General features: G+C 57.8%; 20 protein-coding genes and 1 other annotated feature. Of the genes, 13 read left to right on the top strand and 7 right to left on the bottom strand.

The genetic code is table 11. From position 1 onward, the window contains the following. Positions 1 to 24 precede the first annotated feature (24 nt). The 4 genes from HFD94_RS03450 to ltnD are packed head-to-tail and all read right to left on the bottom strand — an operon-like array spanning position 25 to position 3,614. Positions 25 to 810 (bottom strand): HPr family phosphocarrier protein, encoded by a 786-nt coding sequence (locus tag HFD94_RS03450; protein ID WP_061901290.1) that lies wholly within the window; start codon positions 808 to 810, stop codon positions 25 to 27. Next, positions 810 to 1,454 (bottom strand): aldolase, encoded by a 645-nt coding sequence (locus HFD94_RS03445; protein ID WP_167432757.1) that lies wholly within the window; start codon positions 1,452 to 1,454, stop codon positions 810 to 812. The genes HFD94_RS03450 and HFD94_RS03445 overlap by 1 nt, the downstream gene beginning before the upstream one ends. Continuing rightward, positions 1,447 to 2,709, bottom strand: coding sequence for a 3-oxo-tetronate kinase (gene otnK / locus HFD94_RS03440; protein ID WP_167432756.1), 1,263 nt, complete (start codon positions 2,707 to 2,709; stop codon positions 1,447 to 1,449). Before otnK ends, HFD94_RS03445 begins: the two co-directional genes overlap by 8 nt. Continuing rightward, entirely contained in the window at positions 2,709 to 3,614 is a 906-nt protein-coding gene (gene ltnD, locus HFD94_RS03435; RefSeq protein ID WP_061703786.1) for an L-threonate dehydrogenase, read from the bottom strand. Before ltnD ends, otnK begins: the two co-directional genes overlap by 1 nt. A 267-nt stretch (positions 3,615 to 3,881) precedes the next feature. Here ltnD and ygbI point away from each other — a divergent pair, with 267 nt between their 5' ends. After that, positions 3,882 to 4,643, top strand: a complete 762-nt coding sequence (gene ygbI, locus HFD94_RS03430; RefSeq protein ID WP_010670952.1) for a DNA-binding transcriptional repressor YgbI — start codon at positions 3,882 to 3,884, stop codon at positions 4,641 to 4,643. A gap of 47 nt (positions 4,644 to 4,690) precedes the next feature. Here ygbI and HFD94_RS03425 read toward each other — a convergent pair whose 3' ends face one another. Then, positions 4,691 to 6,049: an APC family permease gene (locus tag HFD94_RS03425; RefSeq protein ID WP_010248042.1), complete on the bottom strand. Its 1,359-nt coding sequence runs from the start codon at positions 6,047 to 6,049 to the stop codon at positions 4,691 to 4,693. Positions 6,050 to 6,454: 405 nt separating this feature from the next. Beyond that, on the bottom strand, positions 6,455 to 7,873 hold the full coding sequence (locus HFD94_RS03420; protein WP_029519400.1) for a glutamine synthetase family protein: 1,419 nt from the start codon (positions 7,871 to 7,873) through the stop codon (positions 6,455 to 6,457). Between the two features lie 201 nt (positions 7,874 to 8,074). On the opposite strand from HFD94_RS03420, the gene puuD reads away from it, so the two are divergent. The 3 genes from puuD to HFD94_RS03405 are packed head-to-tail and all read left to right on the top strand — an operon-like array spanning position 8,075 to position 10,688. After that, the gene (gene puuD, locus HFD94_RS03415; RefSeq protein ID WP_167432755.1) at positions 8,075 to 8,842 is read left to right on the top strand and encodes a gamma-glutamyl-gamma-aminobutyrate hydrolase; all 768 of its coding nucleotides are present in this window, start codon (positions 8,075 to 8,077) and stop codon (positions 8,840 to 8,842) included. Beyond that, positions 8,835 to 9,392, top strand: a complete 558-nt coding sequence (puuR, locus tag HFD94_RS03410; protein ID WP_010670955.1) for an HTH-type transcriptional regulator PuuR — start codon at positions 8,835 to 8,837, stop codon at positions 9,390 to 9,392. The genes puuD and puuR overlap by 8 nt, the downstream gene beginning before the upstream one ends. Before the next feature lie 18 nt (positions 9,393 to 9,410). Then, positions 9,411 to 10,688 (top strand): FAD-binding oxidoreductase, encoded by a 1,278-nt coding sequence (locus HFD94_RS03405; protein WP_010248052.1) that lies wholly within the window; start codon positions 9,411 to 9,413, stop codon positions 10,686 to 10,688. Between the two features lie 168 nt (positions 10,689 to 10,856). On the opposite strand, the gene HFD94_RS03400 is transcribed toward HFD94_RS03405, so the two are convergent. Continuing rightward, on the bottom strand, positions 10,857 to 11,684 hold the full coding sequence (locus tag HFD94_RS03400) for an SDR family oxidoreductase (RefSeq protein ID WP_033778808.1): 828 nt from the start codon (positions 11,682 to 11,684) through the stop codon (positions 10,857 to 10,859). Between the two features lie 179 nt (positions 11,685 to 11,863). On the opposite strand from HFD94_RS03400, the gene hisL reads away from it, so the two are divergent. The 9 genes from hisL (at position 11,864) to hisIE (ending at position 19,090) form a co-directional block, all read left to right on the top strand. After that, positions 11,864 to 11,911, top strand: coding sequence for a his operon leader peptide (gene hisL / locus HFD94_RS03395; RefSeq protein WP_100396937.1), 48 nt, complete (start codon positions 11,864 to 11,866; stop codon positions 11,909 to 11,911). Next, positions 11,887 to 12,007 (top strand) — a sequence feature (His leader region). It overlaps the preceding gene by 25 nt. Before the next feature lie 48 nt (positions 12,008 to 12,055). Next, complete coding sequence (hisG, locus tag HFD94_RS03390; protein WP_004571317.1) at positions 12,056 to 12,955, top strand: ATP phosphoribosyltransferase; 900 nt, start codon at positions 12,056 to 12,058, stop codon at positions 12,953 to 12,955. Between the two features lie 3 nt (positions 12,956 to 12,958). Continuing rightward, entirely contained in the window at positions 12,959 to 14,263 is a 1,305-nt protein-coding gene (gene hisD, locus HFD94_RS03385; RefSeq protein ID WP_033758367.1) for a histidinol dehydrogenase, read from the top strand. After that, positions 14,260 to 15,336, top strand: a complete 1,077-nt coding sequence (gene hisC / locus HFD94_RS03380; protein ID WP_111534025.1) for a histidinol-phosphate transaminase — start codon at positions 14,260 to 14,262, stop codon at positions 15,334 to 15,336. The genes hisD and hisC overlap by 4 nt, the downstream gene beginning before the upstream one ends. Next, positions 15,333 to 16,400, top strand: coding sequence for a bifunctional histidinol-phosphatase/imidazoleglycerol-phosphate dehydratase HisB (gene hisB / locus HFD94_RS03375; protein WP_010670960.1), 1,068 nt, complete (start codon positions 15,333 to 15,335; stop codon positions 16,398 to 16,400). The genes hisC and hisB overlap by 4 nt, the downstream gene beginning before the upstream one ends. Continuing rightward, positions 16,400 to 16,990: an imidazole glycerol phosphate synthase subunit HisH gene (gene hisH / locus HFD94_RS03370; RefSeq protein WP_122888709.1), complete on the top strand. Its 591-nt coding sequence runs from the start codon at positions 16,400 to 16,402 to the stop codon at positions 16,988 to 16,990. Before hisB ends, hisH begins: the two co-directional genes overlap by 1 nt. Continuing rightward, positions 16,990 to 17,727: a 1-(5-phosphoribosyl)-5-[(5-phosphoribosylamino)methylideneamino]imidazole-4-carboxamide isomerase gene (gene hisA, locus HFD94_RS03365; RefSeq protein ID WP_010248066.1), complete on the top strand. Its 738-nt coding sequence runs from the start codon at positions 16,990 to 16,992 to the stop codon at positions 17,725 to 17,727. Before hisH ends, hisA begins: the two co-directional genes overlap by 1 nt. After that, a complete protein-coding gene (hisF, locus tag HFD94_RS03360) occupies positions 17,709 to 18,485 on the top strand; it encodes an imidazole glycerol phosphate synthase subunit HisF (protein ID WP_010670962.1) in 777 nt (258 codons plus the stop codon). Before hisA ends, hisF begins: the two co-directional genes overlap by 19 nt. Further along, entirely contained in the window at positions 18,479 to 19,090 is a 612-nt protein-coding gene (gene hisIE, locus HFD94_RS03355; protein WP_010670963.1) for a bifunctional phosphoribosyl-AMP cyclohydrolase/phosphoribosyl-ATP diphosphatase HisIE, read from the top strand. The genes hisF and hisIE overlap by 7 nt, the downstream gene beginning before the upstream one ends. The last annotated feature ends 10 nt before the right edge of the window (positions 19,091 to 19,100 follow it).

Here is a 19,100-nt window from a genome sequence, read left to right as displayed (position 1 = left end):
CACCGGTTTTTTTAGCCCGTTAAATCAGGTTTTTCTCGCCCAGGGCGCAAACCAGCCAAGACCAGCGGTAGTGTTGCCGCGCGGGATATATTCGCAGCCCACCCAGCCGGAATAGCCAACCTCATCCAGCAGTGAGTAGAGATAGGGGTAGTTGATTTCACCCTCATCCGGTTCATGACGATCCGGTGCCGAAGCAATCTGCACGTGCCGATAGCGTCCGGCATAGTGGCGAATCAGATGGCTGAGGTTGCCATCCACCCGTTGCGCATGGAACAGGTCGAGCTGAGTGAAGACATTGGGTCGATCGATCTGTTCAACCATCTCCAGCGTCTGATACTGGCTGGCATAAAGATAGTTGGGTTTGGTTGTGGGATTCAGCGCCTCAATTAGCAGGATGATGCCGTGCGGCGCAAAGCGCTCAGCCGCATAACGCATATTGCTGATAAAGGTCTCAACGTAGCGCTGACGGTCAGCGTCGGGCGGCACCGTCGCCGCCATGATGTGCACCTGCGGGCAGTTCAGCGCCAGCGCATAGCTCAGGGCGCGATCGATATCCGCCTTTGCTTCCGCTTCCCGTCCAGGGATGGCCGAAACGCCCCACTCACCCGCTGCGACGTTGCCGGGTGCGGTATTGAACAGCACCAAGTCCAGCTGGTTATCATCAAGCCACTGCTTGATCTGCGTGGCGGGATAGTCATAAGGAAACAGAAATTCGACGGCAGTGAAACCGGCTTCCGCCGCTGCAGCGAAGCGTTCAGCAAACGGCAATTCAGTAAATTGCGTCGAAAGGTTAGCAGCAAACTTCGGCATTATCGGCTCCTTAATTCTGCCACTTCGGCATCATTGAGATAACGGATCGGGCGGTCGCCCAGGGTAAAGATCAGCCGGGCGGTCTCCTCCAGCTCTTCAGTGTTGTCTGCCGCTTCCTGCAACGATTTCCCCACTACCACCGGGCCATGATTCGCCAGCAGGAAGGCACGGTAACGTGGAGCCAGCGCCGCGAGATCCTCGGCCAGTCGCCCATCACCCGGCTTGTAGTAAGGCACAACCGGCACATCACCGACACGCATCACCAAATAGGGGGTAAACGGACGGATGCAGTTGTCCGTGTCCAGCCCCTGTAAACAGGAGAGCGCCGTCAGGTAGTGGCTATGCAGATGCACCACCGCCCTGCAGTCGGGATTATTCAGATAGAGCGCGCGGTGAAACGCAATCTCTTTGGAGGGTTTATCGCCTGAGAGCCATTCACCGTCAGGCGTGACTTTTGCCAGCCGGTCACCCTGTAATTCACCCAGGCATGAACCGGTGGGAGTCGCCAGCAGATTGCCATCCTCCAGCAACATTGAGAGGTTGCCCGCCGAGCCGGTGGCATAGCCGCGCTGAAAAAACGAAGCGCCAAGACGCACCATCTCGTCACGCGCCTGCTGTTCCGTTAAAGAGAAAGATTCAGACATCAGTAAACTCCGTTTGCGCGCGGCGGAAGAAATCTTCATCGCCAAAATTGCCCGATTTCAGTGCCAGAGAGAGCGGCTGATGAATGTCGCGCACCCAGGGCACGCCGGGCGAAATCGTCGGACCGATATGAAAGGCCGTCACACCCAGGCTCTGCGCGACCACGCCGGAGGTTTCGCCACCCGCCACGATAAAGCGCTGCCATCCGCGCCGTTTCAGCTCGCGGGTGACGGCAGCAAACAGTTGCTCAACCGCTTCGCTGCTGCGCTGAGCACCATAACGCTGTTGAATCGCCTGCAATTGTTGCGCGTCAGCGGTGGCAAACAGCAGGGGTGCCAGCGTCTGATCGCTGTTCGCTTCCACCCAGTCGCATAACTGCCGGGCATAAGCCCCGGCATCTTCCAGACAGCGTTCAGTCTCAACTTCGCAGGCCGGTGCCAGCTGGCGGTACGCGGCGACCTGACGATTGGTCATCTGTGAACAGGAACCGGAAAGCACCACGGCGCGATCGCCCTGCGGACGGCCTGCCTGCTCCGCTTTTGCATCACTCTCAGCCGTCGCCCACTGCCGTGCCAGACCGATGGCCAGCCCGGAACCGCCGGTGACCAGGCGCAGATCGCTCAGTGCTTCGCCCAGGGTCAACAGATGTTCCTGATGCAGGACGTCAGTTACGACGTAGTTGATCCCCTGCGCCGCCAGCTGACCCAGCGCATGCCGTACTGACTCAGCGCCCTGATCGACCTGTGCCGCCGCGATCAGCCCGGCTTTGCCCGTCGCCTGTGATGTCATCAACCGCAACAGGTTACTGTCGTGCATCGGTGTGACCGGATGATGCCGCATACCGGAATCTGACAGCAGCTGATCGCCGACAAACAGGTAGCCCTGATAAACGGTGCGGCCATTCACCGGCAGCGCCGGACAGATTACCGTCTGCGTTTCACCCAGCGCCTGCAGCAGGGCGTCGGTTACCGGACCGATATTGCCCTGCGCGGTACTGTCGAAGGTGGAGCAATATTTGAAGTAGAAGCGCTCACAGCGCTGCTTCTGCAGCCAGGCCAGCGCAGCCAGCGACTGAGCAACCGCCTGGTCTGCCGGACAGGAGCGGCTCTTCAGGCTGACCACAATCGCCTGCGCCTCTGTGGTTTCCTCGCTGTCAGGAATGCCGTTGAACTGAATGGTGGTCAGCCCGTTCTGCACCAGAAAACTGGCAATGTCAGTCGCACCGGTAAAATCGTCCGCTATCACGCCAAGCCGCATCAGATTTTCTCCTCTGCCTGCGGCAGCGTGATGCCGCTGAAGATTTTAATTACTGCACTGTCATCTTCACGGCCGTAACCGGCGTTGCTGGCTTCGGTGAACATATTGAGGGCGGTTGAGGCCAGCGGCAGCGGGAAGTGCAAGGATTTCGCGGTATCGGCCACCAGGTTGAGATCTTTCACAAAGATATCGACCGCCGATTTCGGGCTGTAGTCGCCATCCACCACATGCCGCATGCGGTTTTCGAACATCCATGAATTGCCTGCGGCGTTGGTGACCACTTCATACATGGTTTCCAGCGGGATGCCGGCACGCGCCGCCAGCGCCATCGCTTCTGCCCCTACCGCGATGTGAACACCTGCCAGCAGCTGATGGATAATTTTGACGGTTGACCCGAGGCCGATCTCACTGCCCACGCGATACACTTTGGCTGCCACGGCATCCAGTACAGATTGCAGTTGCGTAAAGGCCGCTTCACTGCCGGACGCCATCACCGTCATCTCACCGCTGGCCGCTTTAGCGGCACCGCCGGAGACCGGTGCATCCAGCATCAGCAGCTGATATTGCGCCAGCTGTTGTTCAATCTGCTGCGCATCCCGGGCGGACAATGTGGATGAGACCATGACCACGGTGCCGGGACGCAGTTTTGCGGCCAGGCCCTCTTCACCAAACAGAATGGCGTTAACCTGCTGCGCATTTACCACCAGCAGCAAAACGGCATCAAGCTGGTCTGCAAAGGCGGATGCTGAAGGCTGCGCATCACGCGCGCCTGCCTGGCGTAAGTTCTCAAGCGCGGCGGGATTCAAATCGACACCCCAGGTATTGAGACCGGCACGCAGGCAGGATTTCGCGGCCCCCATGCCCATGGAACCTAACCCGATAACGCAGATATTTTCAGCTGGCACGATACGCCCCCACTGTTAATTTAAGTGATTATTTGTTTGTTACTGTTAATCCTGCCAGTTTACTGCCGCCAAAAATGTGTTGCCGCTCACAAAAAAATATTCCCGATGTGAACCAGAACAATTTTTAACATTACCAGATTGGCAGCACCGGCACTGCCGCAGTGCAGTTACCGCCGCCGTTGCCGGGATTGCCGCTGTTATTATTTGTTCTGGTTAACCGGCAGATACTTTATAATGTGAAAAAATGGTAATCATCAGGGAGCCGATATGATTCCGGTTGAACGTCATCAACAGATTCTTGCGCTGGTGGCCGATCGTGGCGTGGTGAGCATTGCAGAACTCACTGAACGGCTGGGTGTGTCACACATGACCATACGCCGTGATGTGCAGAAACTGGAGGAGCAAGGGGCCGTGCTGTCGGTCTCCGGCGGCGTGCGCTCAGCCGACCGGCTGGCGGCTGAGCCGTCACATCTGACGAAAAGCGCCCTCTACAATGAGGAGAAGCGCGCAATTGGTCGCACCGCCGCCCGACAGATCCCACGTAACAGCTGCATCTACCTGGATGCCGGAACCACGACGTTAGCGCTGGCAAGAGAAGTGGTGGATCGCGATGATTTACTGGTGGTGACCAATGATTTTATGGTGGCGAATCTGCTGATGGAGGCCAGTCAGTGCCGGGTTATTCACACGGGCGGCACCGTTTGCCGGGAGAACCGCTCCTGTGTCGGGGAGTCGGCGGCACGCAGCCTGCGTCATCTGGCCATTGATATTGCCTTTATTTCCGCCTCCTGCTGGGGGCCGCGTGGCTTGTTTACGCCGGATGAAGATAAAGTGATGGTGAAGCAGGCGGTGAGTGAAGTTAGCAGTAAGCGGGTATTGCTGAGTGACAGTTCGAAGTACAACAGGATTGCGACGTTTCTGGCTTTACCGCTGGAGAGCTTTGATCGGGTAGTGACAGACACGCATCTGAGTGAGTCGGCGCGGGAGCTGTTAAGTGCGGGGAGCTGTGAACTGATACTGGCTGGTTAAGCTGTCGCCGCCTTCCCTGAACCGGGAAGGCGGCAACGTGAGCGTGATTAAACTTCTTCGCTGAACTGCGGCACCGGATTACGGAAGCTGCGGGTTACGAACGCCAGGTAGATAATCCCGATGGCGGCCCAGATCAGGCCCAGCTCCATAGAACTCTCTTCCAGATTCACCCACAGCGCTCCCACCGTCAGCGCGCCAAGCAGCGGCAGCAGCAGATACTGAACGTGATCTTTCAGCGTGCGGTTACGCTTCTCACGGACCCAGAACTGCGCAATCACCGACAGGTTAACGAAGGTAAACGCCACCAGCGCACCAAAGTTAATCAGCGCGGTTGCGGTCACCAGGTCGAAGTTAATCGCCATCAGCGCAATCGCACCCACCAGCAGCACGTTGAGCGACGGGGTACGCCATTTCGGATGGATGTAACCGAAGAAACGCTCCGGGAACACACCATCACGGCCCATCACATACATCAGACGCGAGACGCCAGCGTGCGCCGCCATACCGGATGCCAGCACCGTGACCACCGAGAAGATCAGGATGCCGACCTGCAACGCTTTACCGGCCACGAACAGCATGATTTCAGGCTGCGATGAGTCCGGGTGCTGGAAGCGTGTGATGTCCGGGAAGTAGAGCTGCAGGAAGTAAGATGCCGCGATAAAGATCACCCCACCAATCAGCGCGGTCAGGAAAATAGCGCGCGGAATGGTGCGTTCTGCATCTTTGGTCTCTTCCGACAGCGAACTGATGCCATCAAAGCCGAGGAACGAGAAACAGAGTATCGTCGCACCGGTAATCATCGGCACCACATGCGCATTCTCAGACCAGAATGGACGGCTGCTCACCAGCGTGCCGGAACCTACGCCGCTTGCCACACCGTAGATTACCATCGCGGTAATCCCGACCATGACAACCACCTGCAGCACCACAATCACACTGTTGAAGTTGGCGACGGTTTTGATGCCCTTGAGGTTAGAGAGCGTCATAAACCCGACCAGCAACACCACAAAAATCCACGACGGGATGCCCGGCACCAGCGATTCGAAATAGTTTTTAGCCAGCAGGATGTTGATCATCGGCATGAACAGGTAGTCCAGCAGTGATGACCAGCCGACCATAAAGCCGACGTGCGGACTGATCGCCTTCTGAGCGTAGGTATAAGCGGAGCCCGCAGAGGGGAAGCGGCGTACCAGCTTACCGTAACTCACGGCAGTGAACAGAATCGCAATCAGCGCGAAAGCATAAGCGGTGGCGACGTGACCTTCGGTCAGCCCGGAAACGATGCCAAAGGTATCGAACAGGGTCATAGGCTGCATGTAGGCTAAGCCCATCATGACGACCGGAAGTAACGTGAGTGTTTTTTTGAGTTGCGCACGCTGCGGTGCGGCGGAGGTATTAAGCGACATGCTTCAGTCCCCCATGTGCGACAACCTGGCTGGGCTGGGTCACAGGGCAACTGCGCATTAAGCGACAGGGAGTAAGGTTAGCGGTTAACGCGGCGCCGTAGTCATCACGAAAACGCGTACCAGCGTTGGCTGGCAGAGTGTAAAACATCCCCATCTTTGTAATCCTCAATCTCACGCTTATGCGTGTTTTCAGTGTTTATCTATCCGGGTGCGTGCCCGGCCTCGGTTAAGTCAGCAAAAAACGCTCTAATAAAACTGGATGCAAAAAAATAACCGGCGCGGTTAGCGTCGGTTATCATCTGATTTTGCAGGCCGCGTATTCTGCCCTAACCCGTGGCAGGAATACAAGCCATCGGGGCATCTTATGCAAAAAAAAGCGCGTCAGATGACAGGTAAAAAAACCTGTCAGGCATTTTTCAGCATCCAGTCAATCTCGGTCGACGTAATCAGCCGTTCAAACTGCATCAGTTCATGATGCTTACAGCTGTGCCAGACACTGGCAAAGCGTTCGCCCAGTAACTTCTGCAGCGGATAGCTGTTGTCAAACTCATACAGCGCATCGCTCTGGCGGATCGGCAGTGCCAGACCCTCGGCATGGTGACCGTTGCCGGTGACCGGATGGGGCAACGGCAACTGGGTATCCAGCCCATGCAGCATCCCCGCAAGAATAGCCGATACCACCAGGTAGGGATTAGCATCCGCGCCCGCAACCCGGTACTCAATACGATGATTGTCGATATCCCCGCACGGCACCCGCAGCGCAACGGTCCGGTTGTTATGGCCCCACGATGCCTGCAACGGCACATAGGCGTCCGGAACAAAACGGCGATAGGCATTCACATTGGGTGCCAGCAACGCCATTGAGGCGGGCATCAGATCGATCATCCCGGCCAGCGCCCGTTTCATCAGCGGCGAATCACTGCCGTCATCGCAGGCGAAGGCGTTATGATCGGCGGCATCCAGCATGCTGATATGCACATGCATGCCGCTGCCCGCGTACTCCTCATAGGGCTTCGCCATAAACGTCGCGGTCATACCGTGGTTTTCCGCCACCTGACGAATCAGGCGTTTCAGCTGCACCGCATGGTCGCAGGCCCGCAGCACGTCGCGGGTATGATGCAGGTTAATTTCAAACTGTCCGGGCGAGGCTTCCGCCAGCGCACCATCGGCCGGGATGCCCTGCTGACGGGCCAGATCGTCGATGTCACGCAGCACATCGGCGAAATGATCGAGGTTATCTACCGAGTAGACCTGGCTCTGCATATTGCGTTCATCACTGCCGGGCGAACACGGCGGCTGGATAAAGCCTTCGGCATCGCGCTTTTTGTCCACCAGATAGAACTCCAGCTCTACCGCTACCACCGGGAACAGACCTCGGTTACGCAGCTGTTGCCACAGCCGGTTAAGGACATTTCGGGGTTCAACGTCAAAGGGAGTGCCATCTTGGTTGCACATGGTTAACAGCAGTTGCGCAATGTGCTGAGGGTCAGACGCGGAGGGAACTAAAGTACCGGTGACGGGCAGGCAGAGATTATCGGGTTCGCCCAGTGACTGGCCGAGTCCCGCTTCTTCTACTGTGTTGCCGAGGATATCCATGGCAAACACCGAGGCGGGGAAATAACACCCTTTTTCCAGCTTAGGCAGCGCAGAGACCGGAATGCGCTTGCCGCGGAACACACCATTTAAATCATTTAACAGGATGTCGACATACTGCGTGTCAGGATGGCGCTCCAGCCAGGTTTTCACCTCAAGCTGGAACGCGCTGGTTCGTTTCTCTTCACTGTGAAGCGTGAAGTCTTCCACTTCTACCAGGTTAGTCATGATCTCACCCGCCCCTATTAGGTTTGCGTAATGCTCAAAATAACAGCCACACCACTAACATAGCGCCAACATAAAAAGTGTGCAAATGTAACAAATCTGTTTGAAGAACAAACAGCAGATTGCTAGATTGAAAAAATATTGCACACTTAACCGCCAGACGTGCCCTTTCGGTAGATATTTCGAACAGCGATGCGAGGACGTGAGATGGGCATTATTTTTGACAAGCCGTTGATCGGCGTAGTGATGTGCCAGAAGGATCTGGGCGGCCATCCGAGCCAGACGGTTCACAATAAGTATACCGATGCGGTTGTCCTTGCGGGTGGCGTACCGCTGGCCCTGCCCCACAGTCTGATGAAAGCGCCTCATCTATTAGAAAACGCTATGGCTGTTCTGGATGGCCTGCTGCTGACCGGCAGCCCCAGCAATATCGAACCCTGGCATTATGGCGAGGCGGGCGAAGAGCCGCATGCCGATCCGGGCCGTGACCATCTCGCCTTTCAGCTGATCACCTGGGCCACCAGCCACAAGATGCCGATGTTCGGGATCTGCCGTGGGCTGCAGGAGCTGGTGGTGGCAAATGGCGGTGCGCTGTGGCGGGAGCTCAGCGGGCAGCCGCCGTTTCAGCGTCATCATGAAGATGAGACGCAGCCGCTGGAGCAGCAGTATGCGCCGACGCATCCAATCACTATCGAACCCGACGGCCTGCTGGCGACGCTGCTGGACAGCAACAGTCCGCTGGCGGTCAATTCACTGCATCATCAGGGGGTACGCGAACCGGGCCCGCAATTGCGCGTTGAAGCGCGCGCGCCGGATGGCCTGATTGAGGCGGTGAGTCTGCGCCATCATCCCTTCGCCCTGGCGGTGCAGTGGCATCCCGAGTGGCAGCCGGAACACACGGCGGGATCGCAGGCGCTCTTCAGCGGCTTTATTCAGGCCGCCATTCGTTATCACAAGGAAAAAGAAAATGAGTGATGCCACGCTGGCGCCGGGACGACGGCTGGCGCAGATCCGGCAGACACTGGGGCTGTCACAACGCCGTGTCGCCGAACTGGCCGGACTGACCCACAGCGCCATCAGCACCATTGAACAGGATAAGGTCAGCCCGGCGGTCAGCACCCTACAGAAGCTGCTGAAAGTCTATGGGCTCTCGCTGTCAGAGTTCTTCTCGGAACCCAAACCGGACGCGGAACCTAAGGTCATTGTCCGCGCCAGCGACCTGCTGGAGATTGGCAGTCAGGGAGTTTCGCTGAAGCTTATCGACAATGGCCGTGCACAGCGCACGCTGGGCATGCTGCTGGAAACTTATCAACCCGGTGCCAGCACCGGCGAGAAGCTGCGTCATCCGGGCGAAGAGACCGGCACGCTGCTGGAAGGAGAGATTACGCTGGTCATCAACGGAGAGCACTATCATCTCTCTGCCGGAGAGAGCTACGTCATTGATACGGGCTTACCACACAGTTTCACCAACCGTGCTGAAATCCCCTGCCGCATTGTCAGTGCCCATACGCCAGCCAACTTTTAGGCGCTTCCGGAGGTTGTTATGAATTACGTGGAGAGTTATTACGCAGCGACCGCCAATCCGCATGCGCCCTGGCCGACATTACAGGAGAGCATTCAGTGTGACGTCTGCATTATTGGCGGCGGTTTCACCGGTCTTTCGGCGGCGCTGCATCTGACCGAGGTAGGCTATGACGTGGTCGTGCTGGAAGCGGCGCGGGTCGGCTTTGGTGCCAGCGGGCGTAACGGTGGTCAGGTGGTGAACTCCTACAGCCGCGACGTGGATGTGATTGAGCAGCGCTACGGTAAAGAGAGCGCCCGTATGCTGGGCAGCATGATGTTTGAAGGCGCTGAAATCATCCGCGATCGCATTAAGCGGTACGCGATCGACTGCGATTACCGGCCTGGCGGCGTTTTTGCGGCCCTGAATGCACGTCAGATGGCGCATCTGCGAAAACAGAAAGCGTTATGGCAGCAGTATGGGAATCATGATCTGGAACTACTGGATGAGCGAGCCATTCGCCGTGAAGTCGCCACCGAACGCTACGTTGGCGGGCTGCTGGATCGGCGCGGCGGCCATCTGCATCCGCTGAACCTGGCGCTGGGGGAAGCGGAGGCGATCCGGCGACATGGCGGACGCATCTATGAACAGTCCGCGGCGACCAGTGTGGTTTATGGTACACCAAACCGGGTAAAAACCGCCCAGGGCGAGGTCAGCGCAACCTTTGTGATCTTCGCCGGGAATGCCTATCTGGCCCCGCAGCTGGAACCGCGACTGAGCAGGAAAAGCATGCCGTGCGGATCGCAGATTGTGGCAACCGAACCGCTGTCAACCGACCAGGCGTTGTCGCTGATGCCGAACAACTACTGTGTGGAAGATTGTAACTATCTGCTGGATTACTTCCGTCTGACTGCGGATAACCGGCTGCTCTATGGCGGCGGCGTGGTTTATGGCGCACGGGAACCGGCCGATATTGAAGCGTTGATCCGGCCCAAGCTGCGCCGCACTTTCCCGCAGTTGCAGAACGTGAAGCTGGACTTCAGCTGGAGCGGCAATTTCCTCCTGACGCTGTCGCGCATGCCGCAGTTTGGCCGGCTGGAGAAGAATGTCTATTTTATGCAGGGTGACAGCGGTCATGGCGTAACCAGTACGCATCTTTCCGGCAAGCTGATCAGCGAAGTGTTACGCGGCGATGCCGAGCGTTTTGATGCCTTCGCCCGCCTGCCTCACCTGCCGTTTCCCGGTGGGCGACGGTTTAAGGTGCCGCTGACGGCGATGGGCGCGGTGTGGTATGCGTTGAGGGATCGGTTAGGGGTGTGAGGCTGAGGGCCAGACCTGGCTGTCTGGCCAGATGAAAACAGGTCTTTCAGCGGGGCACATTCTGCCCTGTTGTTTAAACTGTTATAGTATGTTGTAACTACAGGAAGAGCAGAACTTTCACCTATCAGAGCGGGAGCACTCAGCCCCCGCAACAGCGCCAGCCGCGTATCACTCCAGCGGCATTTTAATCGGATCGTCATAGCGGTACTCAAAACCGAGCTCGCTACAGATGCGGGAACCATCAATCAGCTTGCCGCTATTCTTTTCCTCCTCGGGTGCGAACTGCGGCGGCTGCAGCCCAAGCTGGTGCGTGACCGCAGGATAGAAGGTGTCACGCGAGGGATGTTTCGAGGCACACAGATTATAGACCCGGCCCCCTTTGGGCGACTGCAGTAGCAGCGTGATCGCCTCAACGACATCATCCAGATGCACCAGATTGACGCCCTGCGAGCCATTGGCCACATCCTGCTTACCGGCGAGGAAGCGTCCCGGATGGCGCTTTGGTCCTACCAGACCGGCCAGCCGCACAATATCTACGCTGGTGCCTGGCAGATCGTGCAGCCAGTTCTCCAGTTTAACCAGCGTCTTTCCGGCCACCGTTTCTGCGTCCAGCGGGCTGTTTTCCCGCTTAGCGCCGGCGCTGCTGCCATAGACTGAGGTGGAACTGGTAAAGATAATGCGCGGTACCTTATAAACCAGCGCCGTATCGACCACATTCTGCACCGCCTGCAGATAGGCTTCGCCACCTTCCGCAGTGCGGCTGGCGGGCAGTGTAACGATCAGCGCATCGACGTTGAATAGCGGCTCAATATCGGCGGCATCACAGAGCAGTTCCGGCGTCAGTTCCAGCTGGAACGCCTCAATGCCGCAGCGGCGTGCCGCGTCTACACCGTCTGGCGTGGTTTTGCTGCCGGTGACCTGCCAGCCTCGCGCAGTTAACGCCGTGGCCAGCGGCATGCCTAACCAGCCCAGTCCCACAATCGCGACCTTCTTCATTTTGACTCCTGACGTGAAACATCAACCCTGACTTCACCGTAGTTTGCCCCCGGATTGCAAACCAGAACAACCTGTTTCAGCGCTTTCCGAACCGCCCGTTTAAAAAAGTGTTGCCAAGCGCAGCCATCTTCGCTAGGTTAAACCCCACAAATGAATACTCATTCATCGACGAGATTATTATGACACGCGTTCAGTTCAACCATCATCACCACCATCATCCTGACTAGTCTTTCAGGCGATTGGTGCTGGAAGACTTTCAAGATCTTCCAGTGGTGTGAACGCAAGAGAACCCCCGGAAGATCGTCTTCCGGGGGTTTTTTTATGGGCTGACGTAACCACACATTCAGGACCGAATTAAGAGGACAGGAACCATGTTAGATAACACCCGTTTACGCATAGCTATGCAGAAATCTGGCCGTTTAAGTGATGATTCACGCGAACTGCTGGCGCGCTGCGGCGTTAAAATCAACCTTCAGCAACAGCGCCTGATTGCGTTTGCGGAGAACATGCCGATCGACATCCTGCGCGTGCGCGATGACGATATTCCTGGCCTGGTGATGGATGGTGTGGTCGATTTAGGCATCATCGGCGAGAACGTGCTGGAAGAAGAGCTGCTGTCGCGCCGTGCCCAGGGTGAAGACCCGCGCTACTTTACGCTGCGCCGCCTGGACTTCGGCGGTTGCCGTCTGTCACTGGCGATGGCGACAGATGCCGAGTACACCGGCCCGGAATGCCTGGATAAATCCCGTATCGCCACCTCCTATCCGCACCTGTTAAAACAATACCTCGACAAAAAAGGCGTCAGCTTTAAGACCTGTTTACTGAACGGTTCCGTAGAAGTGGCGACCCGTGCCGGTCTGGCTGATGCCATCTGCGACCTGGTCTCTACCGGTGCTACGCTGGAAGCCAATGGCCTGCGCGAAGTTGAAGTAATCTATCGTTCAAAAGCGGTGCTGATCCAGCGTGACGGCGAGATGCCTGCCGCGAAGCAGGAGCTGATCGACAAAATGATGACCCGTATTCAGGGCGTGATTAAAGCGCGTGAATCGAAGTACATCATGCTGCACGCGCCAAGTGAGCGTCTGGAAGAAGTGATCAGCCTGCTGCCTGGCGCAGAGCGCCCGACCGTGCTGCCGCTGGCAGGCGATGTCAGCCGCGTGGCGATGCACATGGTCAGCAGCGAAACCCTGTTCTGGGAAACCATGGAAAAACTGAAAGCGCTGGGTGCCAGTTCGATTCTGGTGCTGCCTATTGAGAAGATGATGGAGTAAGCCATGGCCTTTTCTACCCCGATTGAGTGGCAGCAGTGCACCCCCGAACAGCAGCAGGCGCTGCTGTTACGTCCCGCTATCGCCGCCTCTGAAAACGTGACGATGACGGTGCGCGATGTACTGGAGCAGGTAAAGCTGAACGGTGATGACGCCCTGCGCCAGTTCAGCGCCCGCTTCGACAAAGCGCAGGTGGATAACCTGCGTGTTACCGCGCAGCAAATCGCAGAAGCCAGCTTACGTCTGAGTGACGAGCTGAAGCAGGCGATGGCCGTCGCGGTGGGCAATATCGAAACCTTCCACAACGCGCAGATCCTGCCGCCGGTGGATGTGGAAACCCAGCCAGGCGTACGCTGCCAGCAGATTACCCGTCCGGTGAAATCGGTCGGACTCTATATTCCTGGTGGTTCCGCCCCGCTCTTCTCCACCGTGCTGATGCTGGCGACCCCGGCCCGTATCGCTGGCTGTGGCCGCGTGGTGCTCTGTTCGCCGCCGCCGATTGCCGATGAGATCCTGTATGCCGCCCAGCTGTGCGGCGTAGAAGAGGTGTTCCAGGTAGGCGGCGCGCAGGCCATCGCCGCGATGGCCTTCGGCACCGAAACCGTGCCACGCGTGGATAAGATTTTTGGCCCGGGCAACGCCTGGGTGACAGAAGCGAAACGTCAGGTAAGTCAGCGACTCGATGGCGCGGCGATTGATATGCCAGCGGGTCCTTCTGAAGTGCTGGTGATTGCGGATGAAGGCGCCACGCCCGCGTTTGTCGCGTCTGATTTGCTTTCACAGGCAGAGCATGGTCCCGACTCGCAGGTGATTCTGCTGACGCCTTCATTAAAGCTGGCCGAGGCGGTCGCGGTCGCGGTTGAGCAGCAGCTGGCGCAGTTGCCGCGGGCTGCCACAGCGCGTCAGGCGCTGGAAAGCAGCCGCCTGATCGTGGCGCGTGACCTTGAGCAGTGTGTCGCGATCTCTAATCTCTACGGCCCGGAGCACCTGATTCTGCAAACGCGCCAGCCGCGCGATCTGGTGGAGTCGATCACCAGCGCCGGTTCGGTATTTTTAGGCGACTGGTCGCCGGAGTCCGCGGGCGATTACGCCTCTGGCACCAATCACGTGTTACCGACCTACGGTTACACCTCGACCTGTTCCAGCCTGGGCCTGGCCGATTTCCAGAAACGCATGACGGTGCAGGAGCTGACGCCACAGGGCTTCCTGAACCTGGCCGCCACCATTGAAACCCTGGCCGCCGCCGAGCAGCTGGATGCCCATAAGAATGCCGTCACCCTGCGCGTTGCCGCACTGAAGGAGCAAGCATGAGTCAGGATATTGAGCAGCTGGCGCGCGCCAATGTGCGCGCCCTGACGCCCTATATGTCGGCGCGTCGTCTGGGTGGCAACGGAGATGTCTGGCTCAATGCCAACGAGTTTCCGCTGCCGGTGCCGTTTGAGCTGTCGCAGCAGACGCTGAACCGCTATCCGGAATGTCAGCCTAAACTGGTGATTGAGCGCTACGCTGCTTATGCAGGCTTAACGCCGGAGCAGGTGCTGGTGAGCCGTGGCGCAGATGAAGCCATCGAACTGATCATGCGCGCCTTCTGTGAGCCGGGTCAGGATGCGATTCTGTTCTGTCCACCGACCTATGGCATGTACAGCGTCAGCGCCGAAACCATCGGCATTGAATACCGCACCGTCCCGGCCCTGACCGACTGGCAGCTGAACCTGCCTGCCATTGCAGAGCAGCTGGATGGCGTCAAAGTGGTTTACCTCTGCAGCCCGAACAACCCGACCGGCAACCTGATCAATCAGGACGACATCCGTCAGCTGCTGGCGATGACCGCCGGTAAAGCGCTGGTAGTCGCAGATGAAGCCTACATTGAGTTCTGCCCGCAGGCGACCCTGACCGGCTGGCTGAAGGATTATCCGCATCTGGTGATCCTGCGTACGCTTTCTAAAGCCTTTGCGCTGGCTGGCCTGCGTTGCGGCTTTGCGCTGGCGAATAAGCCGGTCATCGACCTGCTGATGAAGGTGATTGCGCCCTACCCGCTGGCCACACCGGTGGCCGATGTCGCCGGTCAGGCGCTGAGCGACCAGGGAATTGCGCTGATGCGTGAGCATGTGGCACAGCTGAATGAGAATCGTAGCTGGCTGCAGGCTGAACTTGCTCAGCTGGCCTGCGTTGAGCAGGTTTTCTCCAGTGAAACCAACTATGTGCTGGCGCGCTTTACCAATTCACCAAAAGTCTTCAAAACCTTATGGGATCAGGGCATTATCCTGCGTGATCAGAACAAAAATCCGGGCCTGTCGGGATGCCTGCGCATCTCTATCGGCACGCGTGAAGAGTGCGAACGAGTGATCGCCGCGCTGCAAGCCTTTTCTGTGGAGCAAGCATGAGCCAGAAGACCCTTTTTATTGACCGCGACGGTACGTTAATCTCTGAGCCGCCTGAAGATTATCAGGTGGACCGCATGGATAAGCTGGCGTTTGAGCCAGATGTTATCCCGGCGCTGCTGGCACTGCAGGCCGCCGGTTATCGCCTGGTCATGATCACTAACCAGGATGGTCTTGGCACCCCGGGTTTCCCGCAGGCCGATTTCGATGGCCCGCACAATCTGATGATGCAGATCCTGACCTCGCAGGGCATTGCGTTTGACGATGTGCTGATCTGCCCGCACATGCCGGACGATCACTGCGACTGTCGCAAGCCAAAAACCCGAATGGTGGAAGCCTGGCTGGCTGAAGGCGCGCTGGATACCGCCAACAGCTACGTGATTGGCGATCGCCTGACCGATGTCCAGCTGGCAGAGAACATGGGCATCCAGCCTATCCGCTACGGTGCTGACGGCCAGAACTGGCAGACCATCCAGCAGCGTCTGACCCAGCGTGACCGCCATGCGCTGGTGCAGCGCAACACCAAAGAGACACAGGTGCGGGTAGAACTGTGGCTGGATCGCGAAGGCGGCAGCAAGATTAATACCGGCGTGGGTTTCTTCGACCACATGCTGGACCAGATTGCCGTACACGGCGGGTTCCGCATGAACATCGAAGTGAAAGGCGATCTCTATATTGACGATCACCACACGGTGGAAGATACCGGTCTGGCACTGGGCGAAGCGCTGCTGAAGGCGCTGGGCGACAAGCGTGGCATTGGCCGTTTCGGTTTTGTGCTGCCGATGGATGAATGTCTGGCGCGCTGCGCGCTGGATATCTCCGGCCGTCCGCACATCGAGTTCAAAGCGGAGTTCAACTATCAGCGCGTGGGCGACCTCAGCACCGAGATGGTCGAGCACTTCTTCAGCTCACTCTCCTACGCCATGATGAGCACCCTGCATCTTAAAACTAAAGGCAAGAATGACCATCACCGCGTCGAGAGCCTGTTTAAAGCCTTTGGCCGTACGCTGCGTCAGGCGATCCGCGTTGAGGGCAATACGCTGCCAAGCTCGAAGGGAGTGCTGTGATGAACGTGGTGATCATGGATACCGGTTGCGCCAACCTGTCGTCGGTGAAATGGGCGATTGAACGTCTGGGCTACACCCCGGAAGTGAGCCGCGATCCCGATGTGGTGCTGCGTGCCGACAAACTGTTTCTGCCCGGCGTCGGCACCGCGCAGGCGGCAATGAATCAGCTGGAAGAGCGTGACCTGATCGATCTGGTGAAAGCCTGTACCCAGCCGGTGCTGGGGATCTGCCTGGGTATGCAGCTGCTGGGTCGAGGCAGCGATGAAAACGGCGGCGTGCCGACGCTGGGGATTATCGATGTGCCGGTGTCATTAATGGACACGCACGGCCTGCCGCTGCCGCACATGGGCTGGAATCAGATTACCGCGCAGGCGGGCAATCATCTGTTCCGTGGCATCGACGAAGGCTGCTATTTCTACTTCGTCCACAGCTATGCCATGCCGGTCAACGCCAGCACTATCGCCCAGTGTCACTACGGTGAAGCTTTCACCGCCGCGGTGCAGAAAGATAACTTCTTTGGCGTCCAGTTCCACCCGGAACGCTCGGGCAAAGCGGGCGCGCAGCTGCTGAAAAACTTCCTGGAGATGTAATGATTATCCCCGCGTTAGATTTAATTGACGGCAAAGTGGTTCGTCTGCATCAGGGCGATTATGGTCAGCAGCGCGATTACGGCAGCGATCCGCTGCCGCGTCTGCAGGATTACGTTCGCCAGGGCGCGACCGTGCTGCATCTGGTGGATTTAACCGGCGCGAAAGATCCGGCGAAACGCCAGATCGCGCTGCTGAAAACCCTGCTGGATGGCGTTGATGTGACGGTGCAGGTTGGTGGCGGCATTCGCAGCCGTGATGATGTGCATGCACTGCTTGAAGCCGGAGCGAGTCGCGTGGTGGTCGGTTCCACCGCGGTGAAACAGCCTGAAGAGGTAAAACGGTGGTTTGCGGAATTTGGCGCAGAGGCGATTGTGCTTGCGTTAGATGTGCGCATTGATGCCAGTAACCGCAAAGAAGTGGCAATCAGTGGCTGGCAGGAAGCGGCGGGTGTCACGCTGGAAGAGGTGATTACCGACTTTCAGCAGGTGGGCCTGAAGCACGTGCTGTGCACCGACATTTCTCGCGACGGCACCCTGAGCGGCTCCAATGTTGCGCTCTATCAGGAAGTGGCGGCGCGCTTTCCGACGATTGCTTTCCAGTCCTCGGGTGGCATTGGCGACCTCAATGATATCGCCGCCCTGCGCGGCAGCGGCGTTCAGGGCGTGATTGTTGGACGTGCGCTGCTGGAAGATAAATTCACTGTTTCGGAGGCGATCGCATGCTGGCAAAACGGATAATTCCCTGCCTGGACGTACGTGACGGCCAGGTGGTCAAAGGCGTACAGTTTCGCAATCACGAAATCATCGGCGACATCGTGCCGCTGGCGCAGCGCTATGCCGCCGAAGGTGCCGACGAGCTGGTGTTCTATGATATCACCGCCTCATCCGATGGCCGGGTCGTCGACAAAAGCTGGGTATCGCGGGTTGCGGAAGTGATCGATATCCCGTTCTGCGTCGCAGGCGGCATTAAAACCCCGGAAGACGCAGCGCGCATTCTGGAGTTTGGCGCAGATAAGATTTCGATTAACTCGCCGGCGCTGGCCGATCCCACGCTCATTACCCGCCTCGCGGACCGTTTTGGCGTGCAGTGTATTGTGGTCGGGATCGATACCTGGTTTGATGAAGCCAGCGGTAAATATCAGGTGAATCAGTATACCGGCGACGAAGCGCGCACCCGCGTGACACAGTGGGAAACGCTGGAGTGGGTGCAGGAAGTGCAGAAGCTGGGCGCAGGCGAGATCGTGCTGAACATGATGAATCAGGATGGCGTGCGTAACGGCTATGACCTGGTGCAGCTGAAGAAAATGCGTGAAGTCTGCAACGTGCCCCTCATCGCCTCTGGCGGCGCAGGCACCATGCAGCACTTCCTGGATGCGTTTACCGAAGCTAACGTGGATGGTGCTTTAGCCGCCTCGGTATTCCATAAGCAGATTATTAATATTGGTGAGCTGAAGAGCTTTCTGATCGACAACGGAGTGGAGATTCGCGCGTGCTAACTGAACAACAACAGGCCCTTCTCGACTGGGATAAAACACAGGGCATGATGCCGGTCATTGTCCAGCACTTCGTCTCAGGCGAAGTACTGATGCATGGCTACATGAACCCGGCCGCGCTGGAGAAAACGCTGGCAGAAAGCAAGGTCACCTTTTTCTCCCGCACCAAAAATCGCTTGTGGACCAAAGGCGAAACCTCCGGCAACTTTTTGCAGGTCGTGAGCATCACGCCTGACTGCGACAATGACACCCTGTTAGTGCTGGCGGATCCTATTGGCCCGACCTGCCATCTGGGCACCACCAGTTGCTTCTCACCGGCGGTCCCTGAGTGGACGTTCCTCTATCAGCTTGAGCAGTTGCTGGCTTCGCGCAAAACCGCCGATCCTGAAAGCTCCTACACCGCACGACTCTACGCCAGCGGCACCAAACGCATCGCGCAGAAAGTGGGTGAAGAAGGCGTTGAAACCGCACTGGCCGCCACGGTCAACGATCGGGATGAACTCACCAACGAAGCTTCTGACCTGGTCTATCACCTGATGGTGCTGTTGCAGGATCAGGATCTCGACTTCCGCGCCGTGATCAACAACCTGCGTGACCGCCATAAGTAACTGTGCAATA

Source organism: Pantoea sp. EKM20T (assembly GCF_011800485.1).
Taxonomy (GTDB): domain Bacteria; phylum Pseudomonadota; class Gammaproteobacteria; order Enterobacterales; family Enterobacteriaceae; genus Pantoea; species Pantoea agglomerans.
The sequence above is the reverse complement of the archived record's forward strand: the minus strand, read 5'-3'. Positions and strand labels throughout refer to the sequence as shown.

Bases quoted from the DNA above. Each gene is read 5' to 3' on its own strand.
- HFD94_RS03450 (WP_061901290.1), bottom strand. From the start codon at position 810: ATGCCGAAGTTTGCTGCTAACCTTTCGACGCAATTTACTGAATTGCCG.
- HFD94_RS03445 (WP_167432757.1), bottom strand. From the start codon at position 1,454: ATGTCTGAATCTTTCTCTTTAACGGAACAGCAGGCGCGTGACGAGATG.
- otnK (WP_167432756.1), bottom strand. From the start codon at position 2,709: ATGCGGCTTGGCGTGATAGCGGACGATTTTACCGGTGCGACTGACATT.
- ygbI (WP_010670952.1), top strand. From the start codon at position 3,882: ATGATTCCGGTTGAACGTCATCAACAGATTCTTGCGCTGGTGGCCGAT.
- HFD94_RS03425 (WP_010248042.1), bottom strand. From the start codon at position 6,049: ATGTCGCTTAATACCTCCGCCGCACCGCAGCGTGCGCAACTCAAAAAA.
- puuD (WP_167432755.1), top strand. From the start codon at position 8,075: ATGGGCATTATTTTTGACAAGCCGTTGATCGGCGTAGTGATGTGCCAG.
- puuR (WP_010670955.1), top strand. From the start codon at position 8,835: ATGAGTGATGCCACGCTGGCGCCGGGACGACGGCTGGCGCAGATCCGG.
- HFD94_RS03405 (WP_010248052.1), top strand. From the start codon at position 9,411: ATGAATTACGTGGAGAGTTATTACGCAGCGACCGCCAATCCGCATGCG.
- HFD94_RS03400 (WP_033778808.1), bottom strand. From the start codon at position 11,684: ATGAAGAAGGTCGCGATTGTGGGACTGGGCTGGTTAGGCATGCCGCTG.
- hisG (WP_004571317.1), top strand. From the start codon at position 12,056: ATGTTAGATAACACCCGTTTACGCATAGCTATGCAGAAATCTGGCCGT.
- hisD (WP_033758367.1), top strand. From the start codon at position 12,959: ATGGCCTTTTCTACCCCGATTGAGTGGCAGCAGTGCACCCCCGAACAG.
- hisC (WP_111534025.1), top strand. From the start codon at position 14,260: ATGAGTCAGGATATTGAGCAGCTGGCGCGCGCCAATGTGCGCGCCCTG.
- hisB (WP_010670960.1), top strand. From the start codon at position 15,333: ATGAGCCAGAAGACCCTTTTTATTGACCGCGACGGTACGTTAATCTCT.
- hisH (WP_122888709.1), top strand. From the start codon at position 16,400: ATGAACGTGGTGATCATGGATACCGGTTGCGCCAACCTGTCGTCGGTG.
- hisA (WP_010248066.1), top strand. From the start codon at position 16,990: ATGATTATCCCCGCGTTAGATTTAATTGACGGCAAAGTGGTTCGTCTG.
- hisF (WP_010670962.1), top strand. From the start codon at position 17,709: ATGCTGGCAAAACGGATAATTCCCTGCCTGGACGTACGTGACGGCCAG.